The 19,882-nt window shown below is 74.5% G+C and carries 10 protein-coding genes; 4 read left to right on the top strand and 6 right to left on the bottom strand.

The annotated features are described in order from the left end of the window. Positions 1 to 275 precede the first annotated feature (275 nt). Both ACZ6MA_RS06480 and ACZ6MA_RS06475 read left to right on the top strand, forming a co-directional pair. Positions 276 to 7,778, top strand: coding sequence for an SDR family NAD(P)-dependent oxidoreductase (locus ACZ6MA_RS06480; protein WP_469432263.1), 7,503 nt, complete (start codon positions 276 to 278; stop codon positions 7,776 to 7,778). After that, a complete protein-coding gene (locus ACZ6MA_RS06475; RefSeq protein ID WP_469431570.1) occupies positions 7,771 to 9,498 on the top strand; it encodes a fatty acyl-AMP ligase in 1,728 nt (575 codons plus the stop codon). The genes ACZ6MA_RS06480 and ACZ6MA_RS06475 overlap by 8 nt, the downstream gene beginning before the upstream one ends. Positions 9,499 to 9,587: 89 nt before the next feature. On the opposite strand, the gene ACZ6MA_RS06470 is transcribed toward ACZ6MA_RS06475, so the two are convergent. The 5 genes from ACZ6MA_RS06470 to ACZ6MA_RS06450 form a co-directional block, all read right to left on the bottom strand. Beyond that, on the bottom strand, positions 9,588 to 11,045 hold the full coding sequence (locus ACZ6MA_RS06470) for a hypothetical protein (protein ID WP_469431569.1): 1,458 nt from the start codon (positions 11,043 to 11,045) through the stop codon (positions 9,588 to 9,590). Positions 11,046 to 11,335: 290 nt separating this feature from the next. Continuing rightward, positions 11,336 to 11,920 (bottom strand): DUF4232 domain-containing protein, encoded by a 585-nt coding sequence (locus ACZ6MA_RS06465; protein ID WP_469432261.1) that lies wholly within the window; start codon positions 11,918 to 11,920, stop codon positions 11,336 to 11,338. A gap of 41 nt (positions 11,921 to 11,961) precedes the next feature. Further along, positions 11,962 to 13,299 carry a lanthionine synthetase C family protein gene (locus ACZ6MA_RS06460; protein WP_469431567.1) on the bottom strand — a complete coding sequence of 446 codons (1,338 nt, stop codon included), beginning with the start codon at positions 13,297 to 13,299 and terminating at the stop codon, positions 11,962 to 11,964. Further along, on the bottom strand, positions 13,296 to 16,469 hold the full coding sequence (locus ACZ6MA_RS06455) for a lantibiotic dehydratase (RefSeq protein WP_469431566.1): 3,174 nt from the start codon (positions 16,467 to 16,469) through the stop codon (positions 13,296 to 13,298). Before ACZ6MA_RS06455 ends, ACZ6MA_RS06460 begins: the two co-directional genes overlap by 4 nt. Before the next feature lie 112 nt (positions 16,470 to 16,581). Next, positions 16,582 to 16,728 (bottom strand): hypothetical protein, encoded by a 147-nt coding sequence (locus tag ACZ6MA_RS06450; RefSeq protein WP_362211383.1) that lies wholly within the window; start codon positions 16,726 to 16,728, stop codon positions 16,582 to 16,584. 313 nt (positions 16,729 to 17,041) lie between these two features. Between ACZ6MA_RS06450 and ACZ6MA_RS06445 the strand changes: the two genes are divergently transcribed. Further along, the gene (locus tag ACZ6MA_RS06445) at positions 17,042 to 18,154 is read left to right on the top strand and encodes a terpene synthase family protein (RefSeq protein ID WP_469431565.1); all 1,113 of its coding nucleotides are present in this window, start codon (positions 17,042 to 17,044) and stop codon (positions 18,152 to 18,154) included. 63 nt (positions 18,155 to 18,217) lie between these two features. Here ACZ6MA_RS06445 and ACZ6MA_RS06440 read toward each other — a convergent pair whose 3' ends face one another. Then, positions 18,218 to 18,670, bottom strand: coding sequence for a MarR family winged helix-turn-helix transcriptional regulator (locus ACZ6MA_RS06440; RefSeq protein WP_469431563.1), 453 nt, complete (start codon positions 18,668 to 18,670; stop codon positions 18,218 to 18,220). Between the two features lie 121 nt (positions 18,671 to 18,791). Here ACZ6MA_RS06440 and ACZ6MA_RS06435 point away from each other — a divergent pair, with 121 nt between their 5' ends. Beyond that, positions 18,792 to 19,715 carry an MBL fold metallo-hydrolase gene (locus ACZ6MA_RS06435; protein ID WP_469431561.1) on the top strand — a complete coding sequence of 308 codons (924 nt, stop codon included), beginning with the start codon at positions 18,792 to 18,794 and terminating at the stop codon, positions 19,713 to 19,715. Positions 19,716 to 19,882: the final 167 nt, after the last annotated feature.

Below are 19,882 nucleotides of genomic sequence, written 5' to 3'. Positions count from 1 at the left end.
GCCTAGGCCCGACGCCGACGCGGCCCCAGGTGTCCCCTTCCGCCCCGGGACACCCGCACGGCCCGCGTCCACGCGCCTTCCGCGTGCGCCGGAGCCCGCCGGCGGGAGGCGCACCTCACCCGGCTCGTCACGCCTCGTGACGGGGCGGACAGGCAGGGGAACCATAGCGAGGGTGCCCCGCGGCAGACCGCGCCCTCGCAGACCCGAACGAACGTGCTCGATACCGCCGTCAATTTTGTTCTGTAATCATGCAATTACAGAGGGTTGGGGGCGTGATGGTGGCGGTGGAGGACGCGTTCACGGCGGATCCGGTGGCGATCGTGGGGCTGGGGTGCCGGCTGCCCGGCGGGATCATGGATCTGACGGGGCTGTGGGAGGCGCTGGAGGCGGGGCGTGACCTGATCGGGGCGGTGCCCGAGGACCGGTTCGAGGTGGCGCGTTTCGTGGATACCGCGATGGTGCGTCCGGGGAAGTCCTACACCGCGAGGGGCGGCTTCCTGCCGGACATCTCGGGGTTCGACGCGGACTACTTCGGCATCTCGCCGCGGGAGGCGGCGCAGATGGACCCGCAGCACCGGCTGCTGCTGGAGACCGCCGCCGAGGCACTGGACGACGCCGGCATCGACCCCGCGTCGCTGGCGGGTTCCGACACCTGCGTCTTCGTCGGCATCTCGGACTTCTCCTACGGCGGGCTGCAAATGGTCAGGGTCCGCCGGATGAACGCCTACTCCATGGCGGGCGGTGCCCACGCGATCGCGGCGAACAGGCTGTCGCACTTCTTCGACCTGCGCGGGCCGAGCATGGCGATCGACACCGCCTGCTCGTCGTCGCTGATGGCCGTCGAACGCGCCTGCCGCCAACTCGCGTCGGGCGGCAGCCGCGTCGCGTTGGCGGGCGGGGTGAACGTGCTGCTGAGCCCGAACGGCTACATCGGGTTCAGCCAGGCGTCGATGCTGTCGAAGCGGGGGCGCTGCGCGGCGTTCTCGGCGGATGCCGACGGGTTCGTCAGGGCCGAGGGCGCGGGCATGGTGGTGCTGAAGCCCCTGGCCGCCGCCGTGGCCGACGGCGACCGCGTCCACGGGGTGATCGCCGCGTCCGGCAGCAACTGTGACGGGCGCACCGCCGGGCTGGCCCTGCCCAGTGCGCGGGCGCAGGAGGATCTGCTGCGGCAGGTGTACGCACGGGCGGGGATCGCGCCCGACGAGGTCGTGTACGTGGAAGCGCACGGCACCGGTACGCAGGTGGGCGATCCGGCCGAGTGCACGGCGTTGGGCCGGGCGCTGGGTGCCGCGCGGACGGTGGGGCCGCTGCCCATCGGGTCGGTGAAGTCCAACGTGGGGCATCTGGAGCCCGCGTCGGGCATGGCGGGGCTGTTCAAGGCCCTCGCGGTGCTGCGGTACGGCACGGTCCCGGCCTCGCTGCACCTGGAGACCCTCCACCCGGGCATCGACTTCGCCGGGCTGGGGCTGGAGCCGGCCGCGCGGGCGCGTCCGCTGACGCCGGGGGAGGGGCGGCGCTTCGTGGGCGTCAACTCCTTCGGGTTCGGCGGGGCGAACGCCCATGTGGTCGTCGCCCCGCCGCCCGCCGGGCCGCCGCGGCCCCGCACCGAGGCGGCGGGCGAACTGCCCGTCATCGCCTCGGGGCGTACGCCGCGGGCGGCCGAGGAGGCGGCCCGGCGGCTGGCAGCCCGGCTGGCGGCCACCGCACCGAGCGAGCCGTCGGAGTTCTACGACGTCGCGGCCACCACCGCCGTCCGCCGGGCCAGGCACCGCTACCGCCGCGTGGCGCTCGCTCCGACGCCGCAAGAGGCCGCGCGGATCCTGACCGAGGACGGCATGACGGGCGAGGCGGTCGAGCGGGGCCGGGTCGCGCTGGTATTCGCGGGCAACGGCTCGCAGTGGGCGGGGATGGCCGCCGACCTGTCGGACGACCCCGCGTTCCGCGCCGAGCTGGAGGCGGTCGACGCGGCGCTGGCGCCCCGGCTCGGCTGGTCGGTCGCCGAGGCCCTGTCCCGCCCGGTGGACGAGTGGGGGCTGGAGGCCACGGAGGTGGCCCAGCCGCTGCTGTTCACGGTGCAGGCCGGCATCGTCGCGGTCCTGCGCGGCCGGGGCGTGACGTGGCGGGTCGCGCTCGGGCACAGCGTCGGCGAGGTCGCCGCCGCGTACGCCGCCGGCGCGCTGACGCTGCGGGAGGCGGCATGGGTGGTCGCCGAGCGCGGCCGCGCCCAGGCGGCCACGGCCGGCCGTGGCCGGATGGCCGCGGCCGGCCTGCCACCGGCCGAGGCGGAGAACCTCCTGCCGGCCTATCCGGATCTGGTCGTGGCCGCCGTGAACACCGCCCGGGACGTGACGATCGCCGGACCGCTGGACCAGCTCAAGGAACTGGGCGGGGAACTGGCGGCACGGGAGGTGTTCTTCCGTCTCCTGGACCTCGACTACGCCTTCCACAGCCCCGCCATGGAACCGGTCCGGGCCTCGCTGACCACCGCCCTGGAGCAACTGGCCCCGACCGGGAGCACCGAGGCGCTCATCTCCGGACTCACCGGTGGGCCGGTGCCGACGAGCGGTCTGAACGCCGACTACTGGTGGCGCGCCGTCCGCGAGCCCGTCCGGTTCGCCGACGCCGTGGACCACGCCCTGGACGCGGGCGCCGACATCCTGCTGGAGGTCGGCCCCCACCCCGTTCTCCGTACGTATCTGCGCCGGAGCACCGCCGGGCGCGGCCCGGTGGCCGTCCTCGCCACGCTGCGTCGCGGGTCCGCCGGCCCCATCGCGCTGCGCCAGGCGGTCGAAGCGCTGATCGCCGCCGGGGCGGAGACCGACTGGGCGCGCTGGTTCCCCTGCCCCGCCCGGGTGGCGGAGCTGCCCGCCTACCCGTGGCAGCGGGAGCGGCACTGGAGCGGCACCCCGCAGCAGTGGGTCATCAGCAGCGGATCGGGGCAGTTGGACCACCCGCTGCTGGGTGAACGGCTGCCGACGGCGGAGCCCTCCTGGCAGGGGCCCCTCGAACCGGCACTGGTGCCCTGGCTGGCCGACCACAAGGTGGCCGGATCGGTGGTGTTCCCGGCGGCCGGCTACCTGGAGATGGCCCTTGCCGCCGGCCGCCGGGTGCTGGACGGCCCGGTGGAAGCGGCCTGGCTGGAGGTGAGCCGCCCGCTGGTCGTCCCGTGGGACCGGGCCGGTGACGTCCGCCTGCAGCTCGCCTTCTCACCCGACGACGGCATGGTGTCCCTCACCAGCACCGAGGCCACCGACGGCACCGAAGCCGACAGCACACCACCCCGACCGCACGCCCGGTGCCGGGTCCGTGAGCTGATCGGCCGCCCGCCCGCGCGGATCGACCTGGTCGGCGTGCTCGCCCGCTGCCCCCGCCGGGGCGACGTCGACACCCAGTACCGTGAACTGGCCGCGAACGGCCTGGAGTACGGGCCCGCCTTCCGGCAGCTGGTGCGGCTGCACCTCGGAGAAGGCGAAGCGCTGGCCGCCTACCGGCACACCACCGACGCGGCCGACACCGCGCGGTACGAGGCGCATCCGGCGCTGCTCGACGGCGCGCTGCAGGCGTGCGTGCCGCTCGTGACCGCCCGGGCCGACGCCGGCCGGGCCTGGCTGCCGGCCTCGATCGGGGCCGTACGGCTGTGGCGGAGCCCGTCCGGCGCGGGGATGCTGCACGTCCGCGACCGCACGCGGAGCACCACCGAACTCTGCTTCGACGTGGCCGTCACCGACCCGGACGGCAGCGTCACCGTCGAACTGGACGGTGTACGCATGCGGCGCGTGCCCGCTCCGGCCGACCGGGCGCTCCGGCGGTACGAGACCGTGCTGCGCGCCGCGCCGCATCACCACCTGCCGGCCGCCCCCTCACCGCTGCCCGGCAACCAGGACCTCGCCCGGGCCGTCGCGGGAAGCGTCGACGCGGTACGGAACGAAGCGCGCTTCGTGCGCCTGACGCGCTTCATGGACCGGCTCAAACTGCTGACCGCCCATGTGGCCGCCGCGGCGTTCGCGGAACTGATTCACCCGGGTGCGGCCGAGTTCGCGCCCGCCGACCTGGTCGGGCAGGGGATGCTCCCCGAGCACACCCGGCTGGCGCGGGCCCTGCTCGTCCTGATGTCCCGGCACGGCCTGGCCACCGTCGGCGAGGGAGAACGGTGGCGGCTGACCGGCACCCCGGACCCGACGGCCCTCCTGCCCCGGCTGCCGCTGGACTTTCCGGCCTTCAGCGCCGAAGTCCTGCTGGCCGTCCGGCAGCTGACGCACCTTCCCCAGGTGCTGCGCGGCGAACAGGACGCCCTGCACCTCCTCACCGGACCGGACGTACGAGAGGCCTTCGAGCAGTTCTACGACCTCGGGCCGGGCAGCCGGCTCTTCAACGGGACCGTCGCCGCCGCCGTGGCGGAGATCGTACGTCTGTGGCCCCGGGACCGGCCACTGCGCGTCCTGGAGATCGGCGCGGGCACGGGTGGTACCACCGCCGCGCTGCTGGCGCTGCTGCCGCCGGAACGGACCGTGTACCACTTCACCGACCTGTCCGCGGGCTTCTTCGCACGCCCCCAGCACCGTTTCGGCGGCCATCCCTTCGTCACCTACCGCCCGTTCGATTTGAACACCGACCCCGGTGAGCAGGGCTTCACCGACGGCACCTACGACCTGGTCGTCGCGGGCAACTCCCTGCACACCGCCGACGACCTGCGCACGTCCCTGCGCCGGGTAGGCGGGCTGCTGGCGCCCGGGGGCCGGCTGCTGGCCTTCGAGGTACACGACACGGAGTATCTGCTGCCGTTCTTCGGCGCGCTGCGCGGCTTCTGGGGGCACGACGACGAAGTGCGGCCGGGTGCGCCCACGCTGGGCCGGGACCAGTGGCTCGATGTGCTGCGCGCGTGCGGCCTCACCGATGCCGTCTGCCTTGCCGAGTCCCTCGATCCGGCCGGGGACGCCGCCTCGGTGCTCCTGGCCTCGGCCCCCGCGGGCGAGGCCGCCCGGCCCACGCCGGCCGGGCCGCGGGACGGCACCCGATGGATCGTGGCCACCGAGAGCGGACCGGAAACACCCCTGGCCGAGCACCTCGCGGCACTGCTGACCGGCGACGGAACGCCGCCTGCGGCGGTGCTGCCCGCTCCCGGCGACCCGGCGTCCTGGACGGCGGCGCTCGGCGGTGCCGGCGACCCGGCGGTCGTGCTCCTGCTGGGCGAAGCCCCCACCGGCCCGCACACGATGCTCGACCGGGCCGTGCGCCGTGCGGCCACACTGCGCGCCCTCACCACGGCCTGCCAGGACCTCCCCGACGGAGTCCGGCCGGCCCTGTGGCTGGTGACCCGGCCCAGCGGCGCGTTGCCGGCGCCCGAACGGACCGTCCAACCGCAGGACGCCGTCGCGTGGGGCGTCGCCCGCACCCTGGCCAACGAGCATCCGGATCTGCGGATGACCCGGCTGTCGCTGGAACGCCTCGGTGACCCCGCCGCCGACGCGCACCGGCTGGCCCGCGAACTGCTCGAACCCCACCCGTCGACCGGCGACGACGAGACCCCGGCGGCACGCGAAGACGAGATCGTCCTCACCTCGGGCGGCCGCTTCGTCCCCCGGGAACGCGCGTTCCCCTCCGGCGAGCACATCGAGCCGAACGGCGACGACCCCTTCGTGCTGGAGATCGGCGCGCCCGGTCTGTCCTACGAGCCGCTCTGGACGCGGACCCGCCCCCTTACGCCCGGGACCGGTGAAGTGGTGATCGCGGTGCGCGCCGCGGCGCTCAATTACCGCGACATCATGCTGGCGACCGGCCTGCTGCCCCCCGAGGCGGCCGAAGGGGCCTTCGGCGAAGGCGGGCCGGGCTGCGAATGTGCCGGGATCGTCACCGCCGTGGGCGAGGGCGTCGACGATCCGGCGGTGGGGGACCGGGTGTGCGCGGCCGTCCCGGCCGCTCTGGCCTCGCACACGGTGGCTCCTGCGTCGGCCGTGGTGAAGATCCCCGACGAACTCGGTTTCGCGGAGGCCGCGACCCTGCCGGTGGCCTTCCTGACCGTCCACTACGCCCTGCACGACCTGGCACGCCTGGCGGCCGGGGAGACCGTGCTGGTGCACGGCGCCGCCGGCGGGGTGGGACTGGCCGCCCTCCAGTACGCCCGTCTGGTGGGCGCCACCGTGATCGCCACCGCGGGCAGCCCCGCCAAACGCGATCTCCTGCGTGCCCTGGGCGTCGAGCACGTACTCGACTCCCGCACCCTCGAATTCGCCGGCCGGGCACTGCGGATCACCGGTGGGCGCGGAGTCGACGTGGTGCTCAACTCGCTGGCGGGGCAAGCCATCGACCGGGGCCTGGAGACCCTGAGGCCCGGCGGCCGGTTCGTCGAACTCGGCAAGCGCGACATCTACGCCAACAAGCCGCTCCTCATGCGGCCCTTCGGCCGTAACATCGCCTTCTTCGGCGTCGACCTCGTCGCCATGCTGTTCGACGAGGCCGGACTGGAAACCGGTCGGCACGTACTGGCGGAGGTCGCCGAACGGGTGGCGGACGGCAGCTACCGGCCGCTCCCGCACACGGTGTTCCCGGCCGCACGGGTCAAGGAGGCGTTCGCGCTGCTGCAGCACTCGCGCCACATCGGCAAGGTCGTCGTGTGCCTCGATCCGCGGGACGGCCCGGTTCCCGTCCGCGTCCGGCCCGAGCCACCCCGCCTCGATCCCGACGGCAGCTACCTGGTCACCGGCGGGCTGGGCGGCTTCGGCGCCGCCACCGCCGACTGGCTCGCCGATCGCGGGGCCCGTCACCTGGCCCTGGTCTCCCGGCGGGGCGCCGACGGCCCCGAGGCCGCCGACGTGCTGTCCGCCCTGGCCGAGCGGGGCGTGACGGCCACGCCCTACGCCGCGGACGTCACCGACGCCGCCGCCATGGCCGAGGTCATCAGCCGCGTCGACGCCACCGGACACCGCCTCGCCGGTGTCGTCCACGCGGCCATGACGCTCGACGACGGCCCGCTCACCGAACTGACCGACGAGCGGATCCGCGCGGTCCTGGTCCCCAAAATGGCCGGGGCGGCGGTCCTCGACGCCCTGACCCGCGGACACGACCTGGGCTTCTTCTGGCTGTACTCCTCCTTCGCCACGGTTATCGGCAACGTCACCCAGTCCGCCTACGTCGGCGGGAACCTGTTCACCGAAGCCCTGGCCCGGCAACGGCACGGCACCCGGCCCACGCTCGCCATCGCCTGGGGCGCCCTCGGGGACCGCGGTCATGTCGCCCGCGAGGGCCTGGCACCGTCCCTGGAGGCACTCGGCAACGCCCCGATCGGCTCCCGCCAGGCCCTGGAGAGCCTGGGAGCGCTGGCGCCGTCCGGCACCGCCGTCGCCGGTGTCGCCCGCTTCGAGTGGGCGAAGGCGCGCTCCGTGCTGCCCGCCCTGGCCGCGCCCCGCTTCGCGGGGCTGCTGCCCGACGACGACTTCGGCGGGCACACCCGTCAGGACCTCCTGGCCGCCCTGGCCGGTCTCACCGCGGAGGAGGCGCTGGAATTCGTCAGCGGCGCGCTCGCCGAGCTGATGGCCGGCATCCTGCAGACCGATGTCGCACGTCTCGATGTGCGGCAGCCGCTGCAGGACTACGGCGTCGACTCCCTGATGGCCGTCGAACTGCTGACCACACTGCGACAGCGCCTCGATGTGGAGATCCCACCCCTGGAACTCCTCCAGAGCGGCATCACCCTCACCGACATCGCCCACCACGTGCTGCTGCGCCTGGGAGTGCGCACCCCGGCCGAGCGGACCGGAAGAACCGGAGCCGACGGTGAGTGAACTCGTCCGGTTTCTGCGCGAGAAGATGTGGATCCTCGGTGACACCCACTGGTACGCGCGCGTGGACAGCGTCCGCGGCGAACTCGTCGAGGTGGAACGCCTCGGATACGCCCAGCTCGACGCCCGCGCCCGCACCGTGGGAGCCTGGCTGGCCGGCCGTACGCCGCCCGGTGCGCGCGTCCTGCTGATGTATCCGGCGGGTCTGGAGTTCTTCACGGCCTTCCTCGGCTGCCTGTACTCCGGGCGGGTGGCCATCCCCGCCCCGCTGCCGGACACCGACCGGCGGGCCCTGCGGCGGGCCGAGGGCATCCTCCGCGACGCGGGTGTCGGCCTGGTCCTCAGCGACACCGCGCACCGGCCCGCACTCGGCTCCTGGCTCGCCGGCCTGGACCCGGCACCACGGGCGGAGTGCGTCGCCACCGACGCACCCGGACTGCCGGACCCGGACACCTGGTCCCCCCGCGCACTGGACCTCTCGGCGACCGCCTACATCCAATACACCTCCGGATCGACCGGCGAGCCGCGCGGGGTCGTCATCACCCACCGGAACCTCCTCCACAACCTGCTGTCGATCAGGGAGATGATCCTCCCAGAAGAAGTCCTGGACGAGCTGCGCCACGGCCTCTCCCAAGCCAGCGCCGGATGGCTGCCGCACTACCACGACATGGGCCTGGTCGGCATGCTGCTCAGCCCCCTCGCGAGCTACGGCAACCTCGTCTTCAGCTCACCGGTGTCCTTCATCGCCCACCCGGTGCTGTGGCTCCAGATGATCAGCCGGTACCGGGCCCTGTACACCTACGCCCCGAACTTCGGCTACGACTGGCTGTTGCGAAGCCTCCAGGACGGCCAACTCACCGACCGGTACCCGGACCTGGACCTCGGCTGCCTGCGGTTCGCACTGACCGGCGCCGAGCCCGTCCGCGCCGGTGTCCTGGACGCGGTCGCCCGCAGGCTCGCCCCCCTCGGCTTCCGCCCCGGAATCTGGGCGCCCAGCTACGGCCTGGCCGAAGCCACCCTGTTGGTCACCGGCACCCCCTGCGGCACCGGACCGACCACGGGGCGTTTCGACCGGGAAGCGCTGGAGAACGGCCGCGCCGTGCCCGCCCCGGACGGCGTGGACCTCGTCGGCTGCGGAAGCCCCGCGGGCGCGGAGGTCCGCATCGTCGATGCCGCCGCCTCGTGTCCCCTCGACGACGGACAGGTGGGAGAGATCTGGGTGCGGGGCCCGAGCGTCGCCGCCGGCTACCTCGCCGACCCCCGGGCCACTGCCGAGCACTTCGCCGCCACCACGGCCGACGGCGACGGCCCCTTCCTGCGCACCGGCGACCTCGGCTTCCTCCACGACGGCGAGCTCTACGTCACCGGCCGCGCCAACGACCTCATCATCATCGACGGCCGTACCATCCACCCTCAGGACGTCGAACACGTCAGCGAGAGGGCCGACCCCGCCGCGGGCCCCAGCGCCGCCTTCGCCCTGCCCGACGCCTCCGGCGACGAACGCGTCGTCCTGGTCCAGGAAGTCCGCCCGCTCCACCTCCACGGCCGTACCCCCGCGACCCTCGCCCACATCATCGGAAAACGCGTGACCCACGAACTCCGCCTGTCCGTAAGCGTCGTGATCGTCGCCCCCCTCACCGTGCCCCGCACCACCAGCGGCAAGGTCCAACGCGCGCGGGCCCGCGACGACTTCCGCGCCGGCCGTCTCACCCCCCTGCGCTGAGCCGGCCCCCCGACGCAACGGGCCGGGTGCCCGGAAGGAGACGGACTCCTTCCGGGCACCCGGCCCGACAGACGGGGTGGCCCGGGACCTCAGTGCCCCTTGGCCCGCGGTTTCGTGGAAACCGACCCCTGGCCGCCCCCGAGCTTCCACTCCCGGTGCAGCGTGCCGAGCGGGATGCGCCTCTCGAAGAGCGGCGTGCCGAATATCCGCAGTTGCGCCTGGAGCGCCCCCGACAGGTCGAAGCCGCCGAACGCCGCCCACCGGCCGGTGGCCGAGGCGCTGCCGTCACTGGCACCGGTGACGCTGCCCTCGCCCTCGGCCCGCAGATACGGGGCGAGTTCGGCGCTGACGCCCGCCATGCCGTACAGCCCGACGGCCGCCTCGGCGCCCAGCGTGGCCTTCACCGCGCCCGTGGCGGTCGCCGTCGCGACCACCGGGGTGGCCTTGATGTCGGACGTCGAGACGGGGCTCCAACCTTTGCCGCGGGTGTAGTCGCCGCCGACGCGGAAGTCACCCTTGACGCTCTGCTTGACGTCGACGCCGATCCGGCCGTCGCCGTCCACCTGGAGGTAGCAGGTGAGGTCGACGTTCACCACGACCGGCACCGCACCGACCTGGATGACGGGGGCGGCGTGCAGCTTGGCGAACGGCAGCCGCAGTGGCTTGCCGTCCTTGGTGGACCCGGCGGCCTGTCCCTTCAGCTCCCACTGGGAGGACCAGTCGCCGGACAGCCCGAGGGACGCGGTGCCGGGCGAACCCGCGGAGCCGAACCCGCCGCCGTTGTAGGCGAAGTCGACCTCGGGGGCCAGCTGGACGAAGCCCGCGACGGACGCCTCGGCGGACACCGGCGCGCCCTTGGCCGTGGGGACCGAGGCGCCGACGTCGATGCGCAGACTGCCCAGCGGCACCTTCGCGCCCTTGGGGCCGAACCGGACGTCGCCCATCTTCGCCCAGGAGACCTTCGTGCCCCGCAGCAGCGGTTCGACCTTCATGGCGGACGGGTCGACGGGCACCTTGCCGTCGGCCTTGGCGTCGCCCAGCAGGGCGCCGAGCGTCGCCGGGGCCGTGTTGACCTCGGTGCCCCGCTCGGTTTTGCCCAGCACCTTCGTGACCTTGGCGAGCACCCCGTCGGGCGCGCCGGGGGCGGGCGCGCTCGCGATGACGTCACCGACGGCCACGGTCGCCTTCGGGGGCGTCGCGGGCGGCGGGGTGTGTCCGGGGGCGGGCTTCTTCGGCGCGGCCGCCGTCCCGGAGATGACGGCCCGTCCGCTCCGGCGGTCGAAGGAGGCGATCTTCAGTGCGGACTTCTGTGCCTGCCGGCCGCCGCCGGACGGACGGGCCACGGCGCTCGGGGCACCGGCCGCACGGGCCGGCGCCGCCTGGACGGCGAGCTGCGGCGCGGCGGCGGCCGGGGCGGCACCGGCCGCCGGCTCTCCGTCTCCGCCGGCCGCGGGCGAGGACGGGGAGGCGGCCGAACACCCGGCGACGAGCAGGGAAGCGGCGGCGAGAGCGGGCAGCAGAGCGGTACTTCTGTGGGACTTGCGCAAAATGGGATCCTCGGGAGCGTGAGGTGGGGGCGGGCCGCGGGGGATCGACACCCGCGGCCCGCGTCACACGGCTGCGGGACATGTGTGTACCCGCCGGTAATGATTCGCATGATCATGCCACGCGCGCACCGGCGACCGCCCCGGTTCCTCCGGAGCCGGCGAAATGATCTGGATCACATCGGTACGGGAGGCACGGACACCACGTCAACTCCCCGCTTGGACAGGCCCCATACTACGGCCGGGGCGGCTGCTGACGGGTCGTCAGTCACAGGCAGCCACGGCTACCGGGCTCACCTCCGGGACGGGGACTTCCACGCACTGACGCCGACCTCGCCGGCGCCGCCCAGATCGACGGGGGCGCCCGGCTTCACCGTCCGCCAAGGGGCCCCGTCGGCCGGGGCCACCTCCAGATAGCCGACGCGTACGGTGCTTCCCGCAGAGCCCGCAGAGCCCGCAGAACTCGTCCGGCTCCGCGCGCTCTTGCGCCACAGCAGCCCCGCCACCGCCTTCTCGCCGGGGCGGAGCACCACGGCCCCGGGGGTCGCGCCGACGACGCCGGCGAGGGCGGAGGCCCCCTCGGTGACCCTGACGTCGAGCCGCTCGCGGTCACCGCCCAGGAGCCGCACCGCCGGATAGCCCCGCACGGTGTACGGCCGCGCCCCGCAGTTGACCAGTTCCAGGGTCAGGGACCCGAGCCCCATGCCACCGTCGACCGGACCGGCCTTGACCTCGGTACACGGCCCGGACGGAGCGGCGGCCGGCTTCGGCGCGGCCGAGGGGGAGGCCGTGCACGCGGCGAGCAGAACGGCCGCGGCGGCCAGCGGAACCGCCCGCCCGGGACGGCCGCGACGGATCCGGAGCGCCATGGCCCACATCGTGTTCACCCGCCGATCGTCCCACGTTCCGCGCGGGCGGCTCACGCCAGGAGCAACGCCCGGTCCCACCGGGTCGCGGGGGCGGCGTCGGTGGCGAAGGTGTGCAGCGCCAGCGCCGCGCCCGCCGCGCCGGTGAGGAACCCGGCGGGGTCGCTGACGACGCCGTCCGGTCCCGGGGCCGGGGGCCGCAGGCCGAAGGGCTGATCGGCGGCCGCCGACTCCAGGACGCGTTCGGCGAGCCAGGGCAGCCACGCGCGCAGCTCCGCGTCCCCGGTGTCGTCCGCCATGCGCCAGGTGGCCTGGAGCACACCGGCCCAGCCGTGGCACAGCCCCGCGTCCGTCAACCCCGCACCCGCCGCGCCCTCGTGGGCGCGCCGGGAGCGCGTCAGCGCCGCGTGCCAGGAGGACAGCGCGGCCCGGCGCCACTCGGGCACATCCAGCGCGCTCCCCGCCAGGTACAGCGCTCTGGCGATGCCCACGGTTCCGTAGCACCATGACGCCCGGCCCGCCGCGCTCTCGTTGGCGGCCGGCGCGCCGTCGGGGCCCAGCACCAGCGTGCGGGGCCACCACCCGCCGTCCTCGTCCCGCCGCTCGATGTCCATCAGCCACTCGGCGAGCACCCGGACCGCCCGCTCCTGCCCGGGGACGACCACACCGTGCCCCCAGGCCAGGGCCAGCAGGGCCAGAGGGCCCGGCGCGCCGTGCGCCAGGCCGACGTTGGCGTGACCGGCCCCGGGATCCGTCGGCGCGTAACCGGACGACTGCTGGGCGGTCCACCAGCCCGGCAGCGAACGCCCGCCGAGCCGCAGCGGCACGGCCAGCCCCGTCAACGCCGTCAGCACCTCGACCAGCACCTCGCCACTGCCCTCGACCCCCTCCTGCCGGCCGTCGAGCAGATGTGCGCCCAGCCCCGCGAGCCCCGAGATGACGTCGTACGTCCCGACGCTCACGCACTCACCGTCGTGCGGGCGCCGCCGCCGCTCCCAGGCGGCGAGGCCCCGGGCGAACGCCCGGACGTGCCCGGCCAGCCGCGCCGCGGCCCGGACCGGGCGCCCGGAGACCAGCTCGGCACGGCTCATCGCGAACGACAGCGCGGGAATGCCCAGATAGAGCCCCGGAGCCGAGGGAGGCGTGGCGCCCGACGTGCTCGAGGCGTCGGCGACCGCGTCGGCCAGCCACCGGTGCGCGGTGCCCAAAGCGCCCGGCGTCGTTTGTCCGCGCTCCAGGTGCAGCAGCGCGATGCCCGGTGCGCCCTCGCTCAACGTGCGCGTGCGCGAGGGGCTCTGCGGCGCCGGCAGCGACGCCCGGACCCGGCCCGGGTGGGCGAGCCGCTCGGCGATGTCGGCGGAGAGGGCCGCTGCCCTGTCCCGTGTGGTCATACCCGCGTCCGTTCCCGCTCCCGGTCGATGTGCGCCCGTACCGCGCAATGCGCCAGGGCGAGCGATTCCTCCTCGGCACCGCGGGCCGTTCCCACGAGCCGGTTGTGATGCATGTGGAACAGGGACGTCAGCACCGTGTGCTCTCCCGCCCACGCCGCCTCGCCGAGACCGCGCAGCCGGGCCCCGTACGCGGCGACCGCCGGGCCGCGCAGCTCCCAGGCGCGCAGCACCTGCGCCCCGCCCGGCCGCCGGGCCAGCTCCGCCCACTGACCGTCCGGATCGATGAGCCGCCGCGCCTCCCGCCGCAGGGCGGACGGGGCCGCCCGGTGCCCGAGCGGACCCGCGTCGTCGCGTAGCCGGTACGCCGCCTCGCGGTGCCCGGCGCCGTCGGCGCCGGGGAAGAAGCGATGGGCCAGGTCCACGTAGTTGGCCGCGGCCAGCAGCCGCGGGTCGAGGTCCACGGCGCCCTCGCGGAGCAGGGCCACCTGCTCCAGACACGCCCGGCTGTCGGCGTCGAAGGCCGCCTCCGCGTCCGCCATCGCCTCGGGCCCGCCGTAACGCTCCCACTCGGGATCGTAGGCGTCGAGGACCATGCGCGCGCACCACCCCTGCCGCCGCAACTCGTCGGCCCACCGCCCCAGGAGGGGCAGCAGCCGGCCGCCGAGGACCTCCGGGGTGCCGTGGAAACGCAGTCGGAGATGGGGCTCGGGGTCGGCGTAGCGCAGGAAGTGCCAGCGGTCCACGTCCTCGGGCAATCGGCTCAGCAGGGCGGGCAGCCGCCGGGCGAGCAACGTGTCCTGGTGTTCCGTGGCGCAGTACAGCTTGGCGTAGAGCCACCGCGACCCCGGGCCGTACACCGTGTGCGGACGGCCGGGGCCGACCGCCGGCGGCCGTGCCGTTCCGGGCGCGGCCCGTACGAGGGGGAAGGCGACCTCGGTGGGCCGGCCCCCGGCCCAGCCGTGGCCGTACCCCCCGTCCGTGGGCAGCTCCTGCAGGAACGCCCCCGGGCGGCGCTGCCACTCGTGCCGCAGCAGCTCCTCGTGCCCCGCGTCCCGCAGGTCGAGGGCGATGCGGTGGTCGGCGTACACCGAGGCGACCTCGTCGGGCACACCCGCCCTGGCGCGCCAGGCGGCGAACCGCCGCCGCCAGGTGCCGGGGGGTGTGGCGGGCGAGGTCAGCGCGGGATCGGCGGGCCGCCAGCGGGCCGGTGCCAGCACGGTCCGGCCGTAGCGCACCCGCGGCAGCCAGGGCAGGGCGGCGGCCGTGCCCCAGTCCCACCCCGGCCACGCGGCCTCGCCACCGCGCTGGATCTCCTCCAGGAAACGGGCGACGTCGGGGGCGTTGCCCGGGGCCAGCACCATGCTCGGCAGGGTGGGGACGACCTCGCGTCCCAGCGTGGCCGACACCAGGGCCAGCCGCCCGGGTTCCGCCACCACGGCGAGGTCCGCGAGGCCCAGGGCGTGCGGGGACCGGCGGTCGGTGAACGCGGACACGGTGATGGTGTGGTCCAGCCACCCGGGGACCTTGGAGACGTTGGCGGCCCTGCCCGAGCGCGGTGCGAAACCCAGCTGGGCCCGGACGGCCGCCGGGTTGCGGGTGGGCGCGGCCCGCACGAGACGGCCGAAGTCGTCGGCGGCCTCGCCCAGTACGGGGGCGAACCGGCCGGCGACCGCTCCCGCTGCCCCGGACACCCCGCCCACGATCAGCCGGAACTCGCCCCCGGCCATCGCCGGCACGGAGTCCGCCAGCAATTCGGTGAGCAGATCGAACGACGGCGGCGGGCCGGGACGGTCCTCCGGCGCGGTCGTGGCACCGGTCCCGGCGAGTTCGTCCAGCGACGCGTCGTCCAGCACGATCTCGCGTTCCGAGGCCATGGCCGCCTCCTGGGCCCAGGCCAGCAGCAGCCGGTCGCGCCCGTCGAGACCCTCGCCGCCCGTGTGGCCGCCGGGCGCGCGGGCGACGCCGTAGCCTTCGGGGACACCCAGTCCGCGCGCGGGATCGAGCAGTTCCAGCAGCGGAACCGACCGGCCCGTGCCGTACCGCTCCAGGAACCTCCGGTGGTAGTCGCGGAAGTGGCGGGGACCCGGCCGGCCGGCGGACAGGGACACCAGCGCCCGCGCCGCGCGTTCCGCCTCCGCCCGGACGACGTCCGGCAGACGGACGTCGGCGTCCAGCGCGAGATCCACCTGCACCGGACGCTCGGCGGGCCGGAGGGCGCGCATGCGGTCCGTCACGGCCGTCAGCGCCGGGCGGCCCCGGCCGACGGGCGCGGCGGCGTAGGCCGCCAGCCCGCTCCGGATGTCGATCAGTTCGTCGACGACCCGCCGGCTGTCGGGGGAGAGCGCGCCGCTGTGCCCGGCCAGCAGGCCGAGGACGTGGTCCACCGGGTCGCCGTCGTCCAGCGGCGGCCGCAGGTCCGTGAGCAGCAGTCCGAGGCGGACGAGCCCGGCGGCCATCCGCGCCACGGTGTCCGCGGCCACCTCGGGGTGGTCCTCGCCCAGCAGCTTGACCAGGTCGGGCCAGGGGACGGGGGTCGCGGCCAGTTCGAAGGCACGGCGCACCGGCTCGGTGTGACGCACCGACACCTCTTGGGGGGCCGCCCCGCCCGGGTGCGGGCGGTCGCTGTGCTCCGGTGCCGGGACGAAGGGCAGCACGAGCCGGTCGCCACGGACGGTGCACAGGTCGTTGGCGGTGACGTGCAGCAGGGCCAGGACGGCGGGGTCGCGTTCCAGGCGGCTGACGACGTCGAGGACCCAGCCCATGTCCGCCCGGGCGGCCTTGGTGTGCGCCGCACCCCAGCGTGCCCCGGCGACGGGACCGAAACCGGCGGCGGTCACCCCGGCCATGATGCCGAAGGGCGTGGCACGGCCGCTCATCCTCAGCTGATAGCGCGTCACCGCGCGGACCGCCCGGCGTGTTTCCTTGGGCGACAGGGCTTCCCCCGCCGCCGCCTTGTCCAGGACGTGGGCCAGGGACGGGCTGGCCAGGGCGATGGCCTCGGCGAACAGCTCGTCGGCCGCGGCCCGTCGCACCCGGGCGAGGTCGCCCGGATCCGGGTTCCCAGGCGAGGTGCCGGCTGGGCGGACCGCCGCCCGGAGGAGGACGGTACCGGCACAGGCGAATCCCGTGTCCCCGCCCCCGTTGTCCCTGTCCCGCACCCGTTGCACCATCGACTTTCCCTCGCCGCCTCTTCCGCCTCGCCCCGCTGCCTCGCCCGCTCGGCGTGGGTGGGGTGCCGGAGCCGGGCAGTCCCGGCACCCCACCCACGCCCGGTGGGGCCGACTAGCAGATACAACCCGTGTCGGGGTTGCAGACACGGCCGGTGACCGGGGTGTGGAACGAGACGAAGCCGAGCGCGTCCGCGGCCCCGGTCTCGTCGAAGGACGGAACGGCGATCTCTTCCACATCCAGATCGAACAGGTTCTCCATGGGAATTCCTCCTTGTTGCCGATGTCCGGTGCCCCGGGCGGCGCCGCGACCAGCCGGCCGCCGCGCTGTCCGGCCCGGTTACGAAGGACTGTAGGAGTGGCCCGTCAACCCTCGATCAACGTCCGATCAACGCCTCGGCGTGGGACGGGCGGGGCGACGCGCGGCCGGTGAGGGGAGCGGCCGCGCGGGAGTCCGCCCGGCGGGGAGCGGGTGCGCCCGGCCGTGCCGCGACGCGCCGCACGGAGATTCCCCCGGGCGCGCGGACGGCCTGCCAAGGTCGGTCCTGTGCCGACCCGGCGGAGATGAGGGAGACATGGACGACATCCTCGATACGCGCACACCCGGGCAGGACCACTGCCCGCCCCGCACCGAGGCGCCCCGGGCCGAACCGGTCACCGTCCGTCTGCCCCCGCTGGGGCGCGGCCTCGCGGCCACCCGGCATCCGAGGGGCGCCGAGGTCTCCGCGCGGGTGCTGGAGTGGGCGGGCCGTCATCTGACGTTCCTGCCGCTGTCGGAGGAGGACCTGCTCCACTCCCTCCGGCCGGTCGTCGCGTTCGCGGAGTGGGCCTACCCCTCGGCGCCCGTGGAACGGTTCACGGACCTGTCCGCCTTCACCACCTACTTCTTCGCCATCGACGACACCCTCGACGACCTCCGCGGCGGCGAGGAGAGCGGTGGCCACGACGAGCTGGTCCGTTCGGCCGTCGACGCCTGCGTCCGCGCGCACCACGGCGAGCCGGACCTCACCTCGCCGTGGGGCGCCGCCTATGCCGACGTCCTCGACGGTGTCCGGCGCCGGATGACCCCCGCGCAGTACACCCGTCTGACCTCGGTGTGCGAGGAATGGTTCGAGGCCTGCGTCCGCGCCCTCGGCGCGCCCCCGGAGAACTCGGACCTGGAGAGCTACATCGCCGGCCGGCTGCCCGCCGCCGCGGCCGAGGCGGCCATCGGCCTCGTGGAGTACGCCACCGGCACGGACGTCGCCGGTCCGCGCCGGGCGGACGCCGATCTGGAGGCGCTCTGCCAGGCGAGCCGGCGTTTCGGCGTCCTGGTCAACGATCTGTTCTCCTACCGGCGCGACCTCTTTTCCGGCGGCCCGGTCACCGGCGCCGTCACCGTGCTCCAGCGGAGCGAGGGCCTTTCCCTGCAAGGCGCCGTGGACCGGCTGTGCGAGGAGCTGGGCAGCACCGAAGCGGCTCTGCACACCGCGCACGCCAAGGTCCTGGCCGGCCCGCTGGGGGAGCGGGCCGACGTCAGGGCCTTCATGAACGGGGTGCTGGAGATGACCGCGGGCAATCTGCTGTTCTCCGCCACCACCCCCCGCTACCACGGCGTCCGGCTGAACCTCGATCCGCACGAGGGCAGCATCCTGCTGCTGACCCCCGCGCGCACCCTGGTCCTGTCGGTGGAGGAACGCGCCGGGTAGCGAGACCGAGCGGACGAGGCCGTCGGCCCGGGGACCGCCGGCCCCGGGGCCGGCGGTCCTCTTTCACCTCTTTCTCGTCCGCAGCAGCAGTGCGTGGAAGGTGCGCTGTTCCTGCGGGCTGAGGGCGGCCAGCGGGGAGTGATGGGTCAAAAGCTCCAGGAGCCGGTCGCGCAGGGCGGTGCCGTCGCCGGTCAGGGCGAGCTGCTTGGCGCGGCGGTCCGTGGGGTGAGGGCGGCGTTCGACCAGGGCCAGCTTCTCCAGCCGGTCGACGACGAAGGTGGCGTTGGAGGGCTCGCAGCTCATTCGGTCGGCGAGTTCACGCATGGTCATCGGGCCGGTCAGCTCACGCAGCGCGGTCGCCTGGGGGGCGGTCAGGCCCAGTTGCGCCGCGCGTTCCCGCACGTGCGACTCGAGCTGTCGGGCCAGCCCGCCCACCAGTCCGCACAGCTCCCGCTCTGCGGCGGCGCGCGGCTCTGCACCGACCATTGGGTCCCCGGGCACGAGGTCACTGGTCATGCCCGTCATTCTACCCAGGTGCATCAAGCTTTCATCATTGCAACTTGAATGATTCTAGTTGTAAGTTTCCTGTGAGGTGCCGCCCGGAGCGGTATCCCGTCACGAGAAGGAGACCGCGACCATGACACGTCCCGCGTCCGGCGCCCGCATAGACGCCTCGCAGGGTGAGCCGGAAAGCCGCCGGCGGCTCCACCGGGTATCGGGGATCCGGTCGTTCCGGCTGGGTGAGCTGAAGATCAGTTACGTCCCGGACGGGGCGGTCGCGCTCAAGCCGCTCGGCTGGCTGGCCGACTCGTCCGAGGAGTACTGGGCGGCCCACCCCGAATACCTCGACGCGACCGGCAATCTGGTGGCGAGCATCGGCGGACTGCTCGTCGAGCACGGCGAGCGCGCCCTGCTGATCGACGCGGGCTTCGGGCCCCAGGCGTGGCCGGCGGACCCCGGGCATCCGTTCATCGGCGCCATCCACGGCGGTGAGCTGCTCGACAATCTCGCCGTCCTCGGGCGCGCGCCGGAAGAGATCGAGGCGGTGGCGTTCACCCATCTGCACACCGATCACCTCGGCTGGGCCTGCCTTCCCGTCCCCGGCACGGACCGGATCGCCTTCGCCGGCGCGGAGTACCTGTTCTCGGAGCCCGAGTGGGCGCAGCGCCGTCCCAACGCCGGTCACGGGGTGACGCAGGAGATGCTGACCACGCTGGAGCCCCAGGTGCGCACCGTCACCGACGACGAGGAGATCTTCCCCGGCGTCCGGGTTTTCCTGACGCCCGGTCACACGCCCGGTCACACGGCCTACACGATCACTTCGGGCGGCCGGCGCCTCATCGCGTTCGGTGACGCGATGCACACCTCGGTGCAGATCGACCATCCCGACTGGTCGGCCGGCCCCGACCACGACCCGGTGGAGTCCGCCGTCCACCGCCGCCGCCTGGTGTCCGAGCTGGGACGGCCGGACACGATCGGCTTCGGCGTCCACTTCGCCGACGTGGTGTTCGGCCGGGTCCGCCCGAACGGTGACGGCCCGGCCTGGCACCCCGAGCCCTGAGGGCCCCGCTCCCGGACTTCGCCGTGCTGCCACGGTCTTTCGTGGGTGCCCGCACCGGGCACCCACGAAGGGCATCGGGGCCGTTCGGCCCGTTCACCCCTCGACGGCTGTCATCAAACGCTCATACAAGCAGGCCAACCGGGTAGGGCTCGCCCCCGTCTGAGTCG

Source organism: Streptomyces sp. NPDC042259 (assembly GCF_055582085.1).
Note: the sequence above shows the minus strand (reverse complement) of the source record. Positions and strands in the feature narration are given on the sequence as shown.

Bases quoted from the DNA above. Each gene is read 5' to 3' on its own strand.
- ACZ6MA_RS06480 (WP_469432263.1), top strand. From the start codon at position 276: ATGGTGGCGGTGGAGGACGCGTTCACGGCGGATCCGGTGGCGATCGTG.
- ACZ6MA_RS06465 (WP_469432261.1), bottom strand. From the start codon at position 11,920: ATGTGGGCCATGGCGCTCCGGATCCGTCGCGGCCGTCCCGGGCGGGCG.
- ACZ6MA_RS06460 (WP_469431567.1), bottom strand. From the start codon at position 13,299: ATGACCACACGGGACAGGGCAGCGGCCCTCTCCGCCGACATCGCCGAG.
- ACZ6MA_RS06455 (WP_469431566.1), bottom strand. From the start codon at position 16,469: ATGGTGCAACGGGTGCGGGACAGGGACAACGGGGGCGGGGACACGGGA.
- ACZ6MA_RS06450 (WP_362211383.1), bottom strand. From the start codon at position 16,728: ATGGAGAACCTGTTCGATCTGGATGTGGAAGAGATCGCCGTTCCGTCC.
- ACZ6MA_RS06445 (WP_469431565.1), top strand. From the start codon at position 17,042: ATGGACGACATCCTCGATACGCGCACACCCGGGCAGGACCACTGCCCG.
- ACZ6MA_RS06440 (WP_469431563.1), bottom strand. From the start codon at position 18,670: ATGACCAGTGACCTCGTGCCCGGGGACCCAATGGTCGGTGCAGAGCCG.
- ACZ6MA_RS06435 (WP_469431561.1), top strand. From the start codon at position 18,792: ATGACACGTCCCGCGTCCGGCGCCCGCATAGACGCCTCGCAGGGTGAG.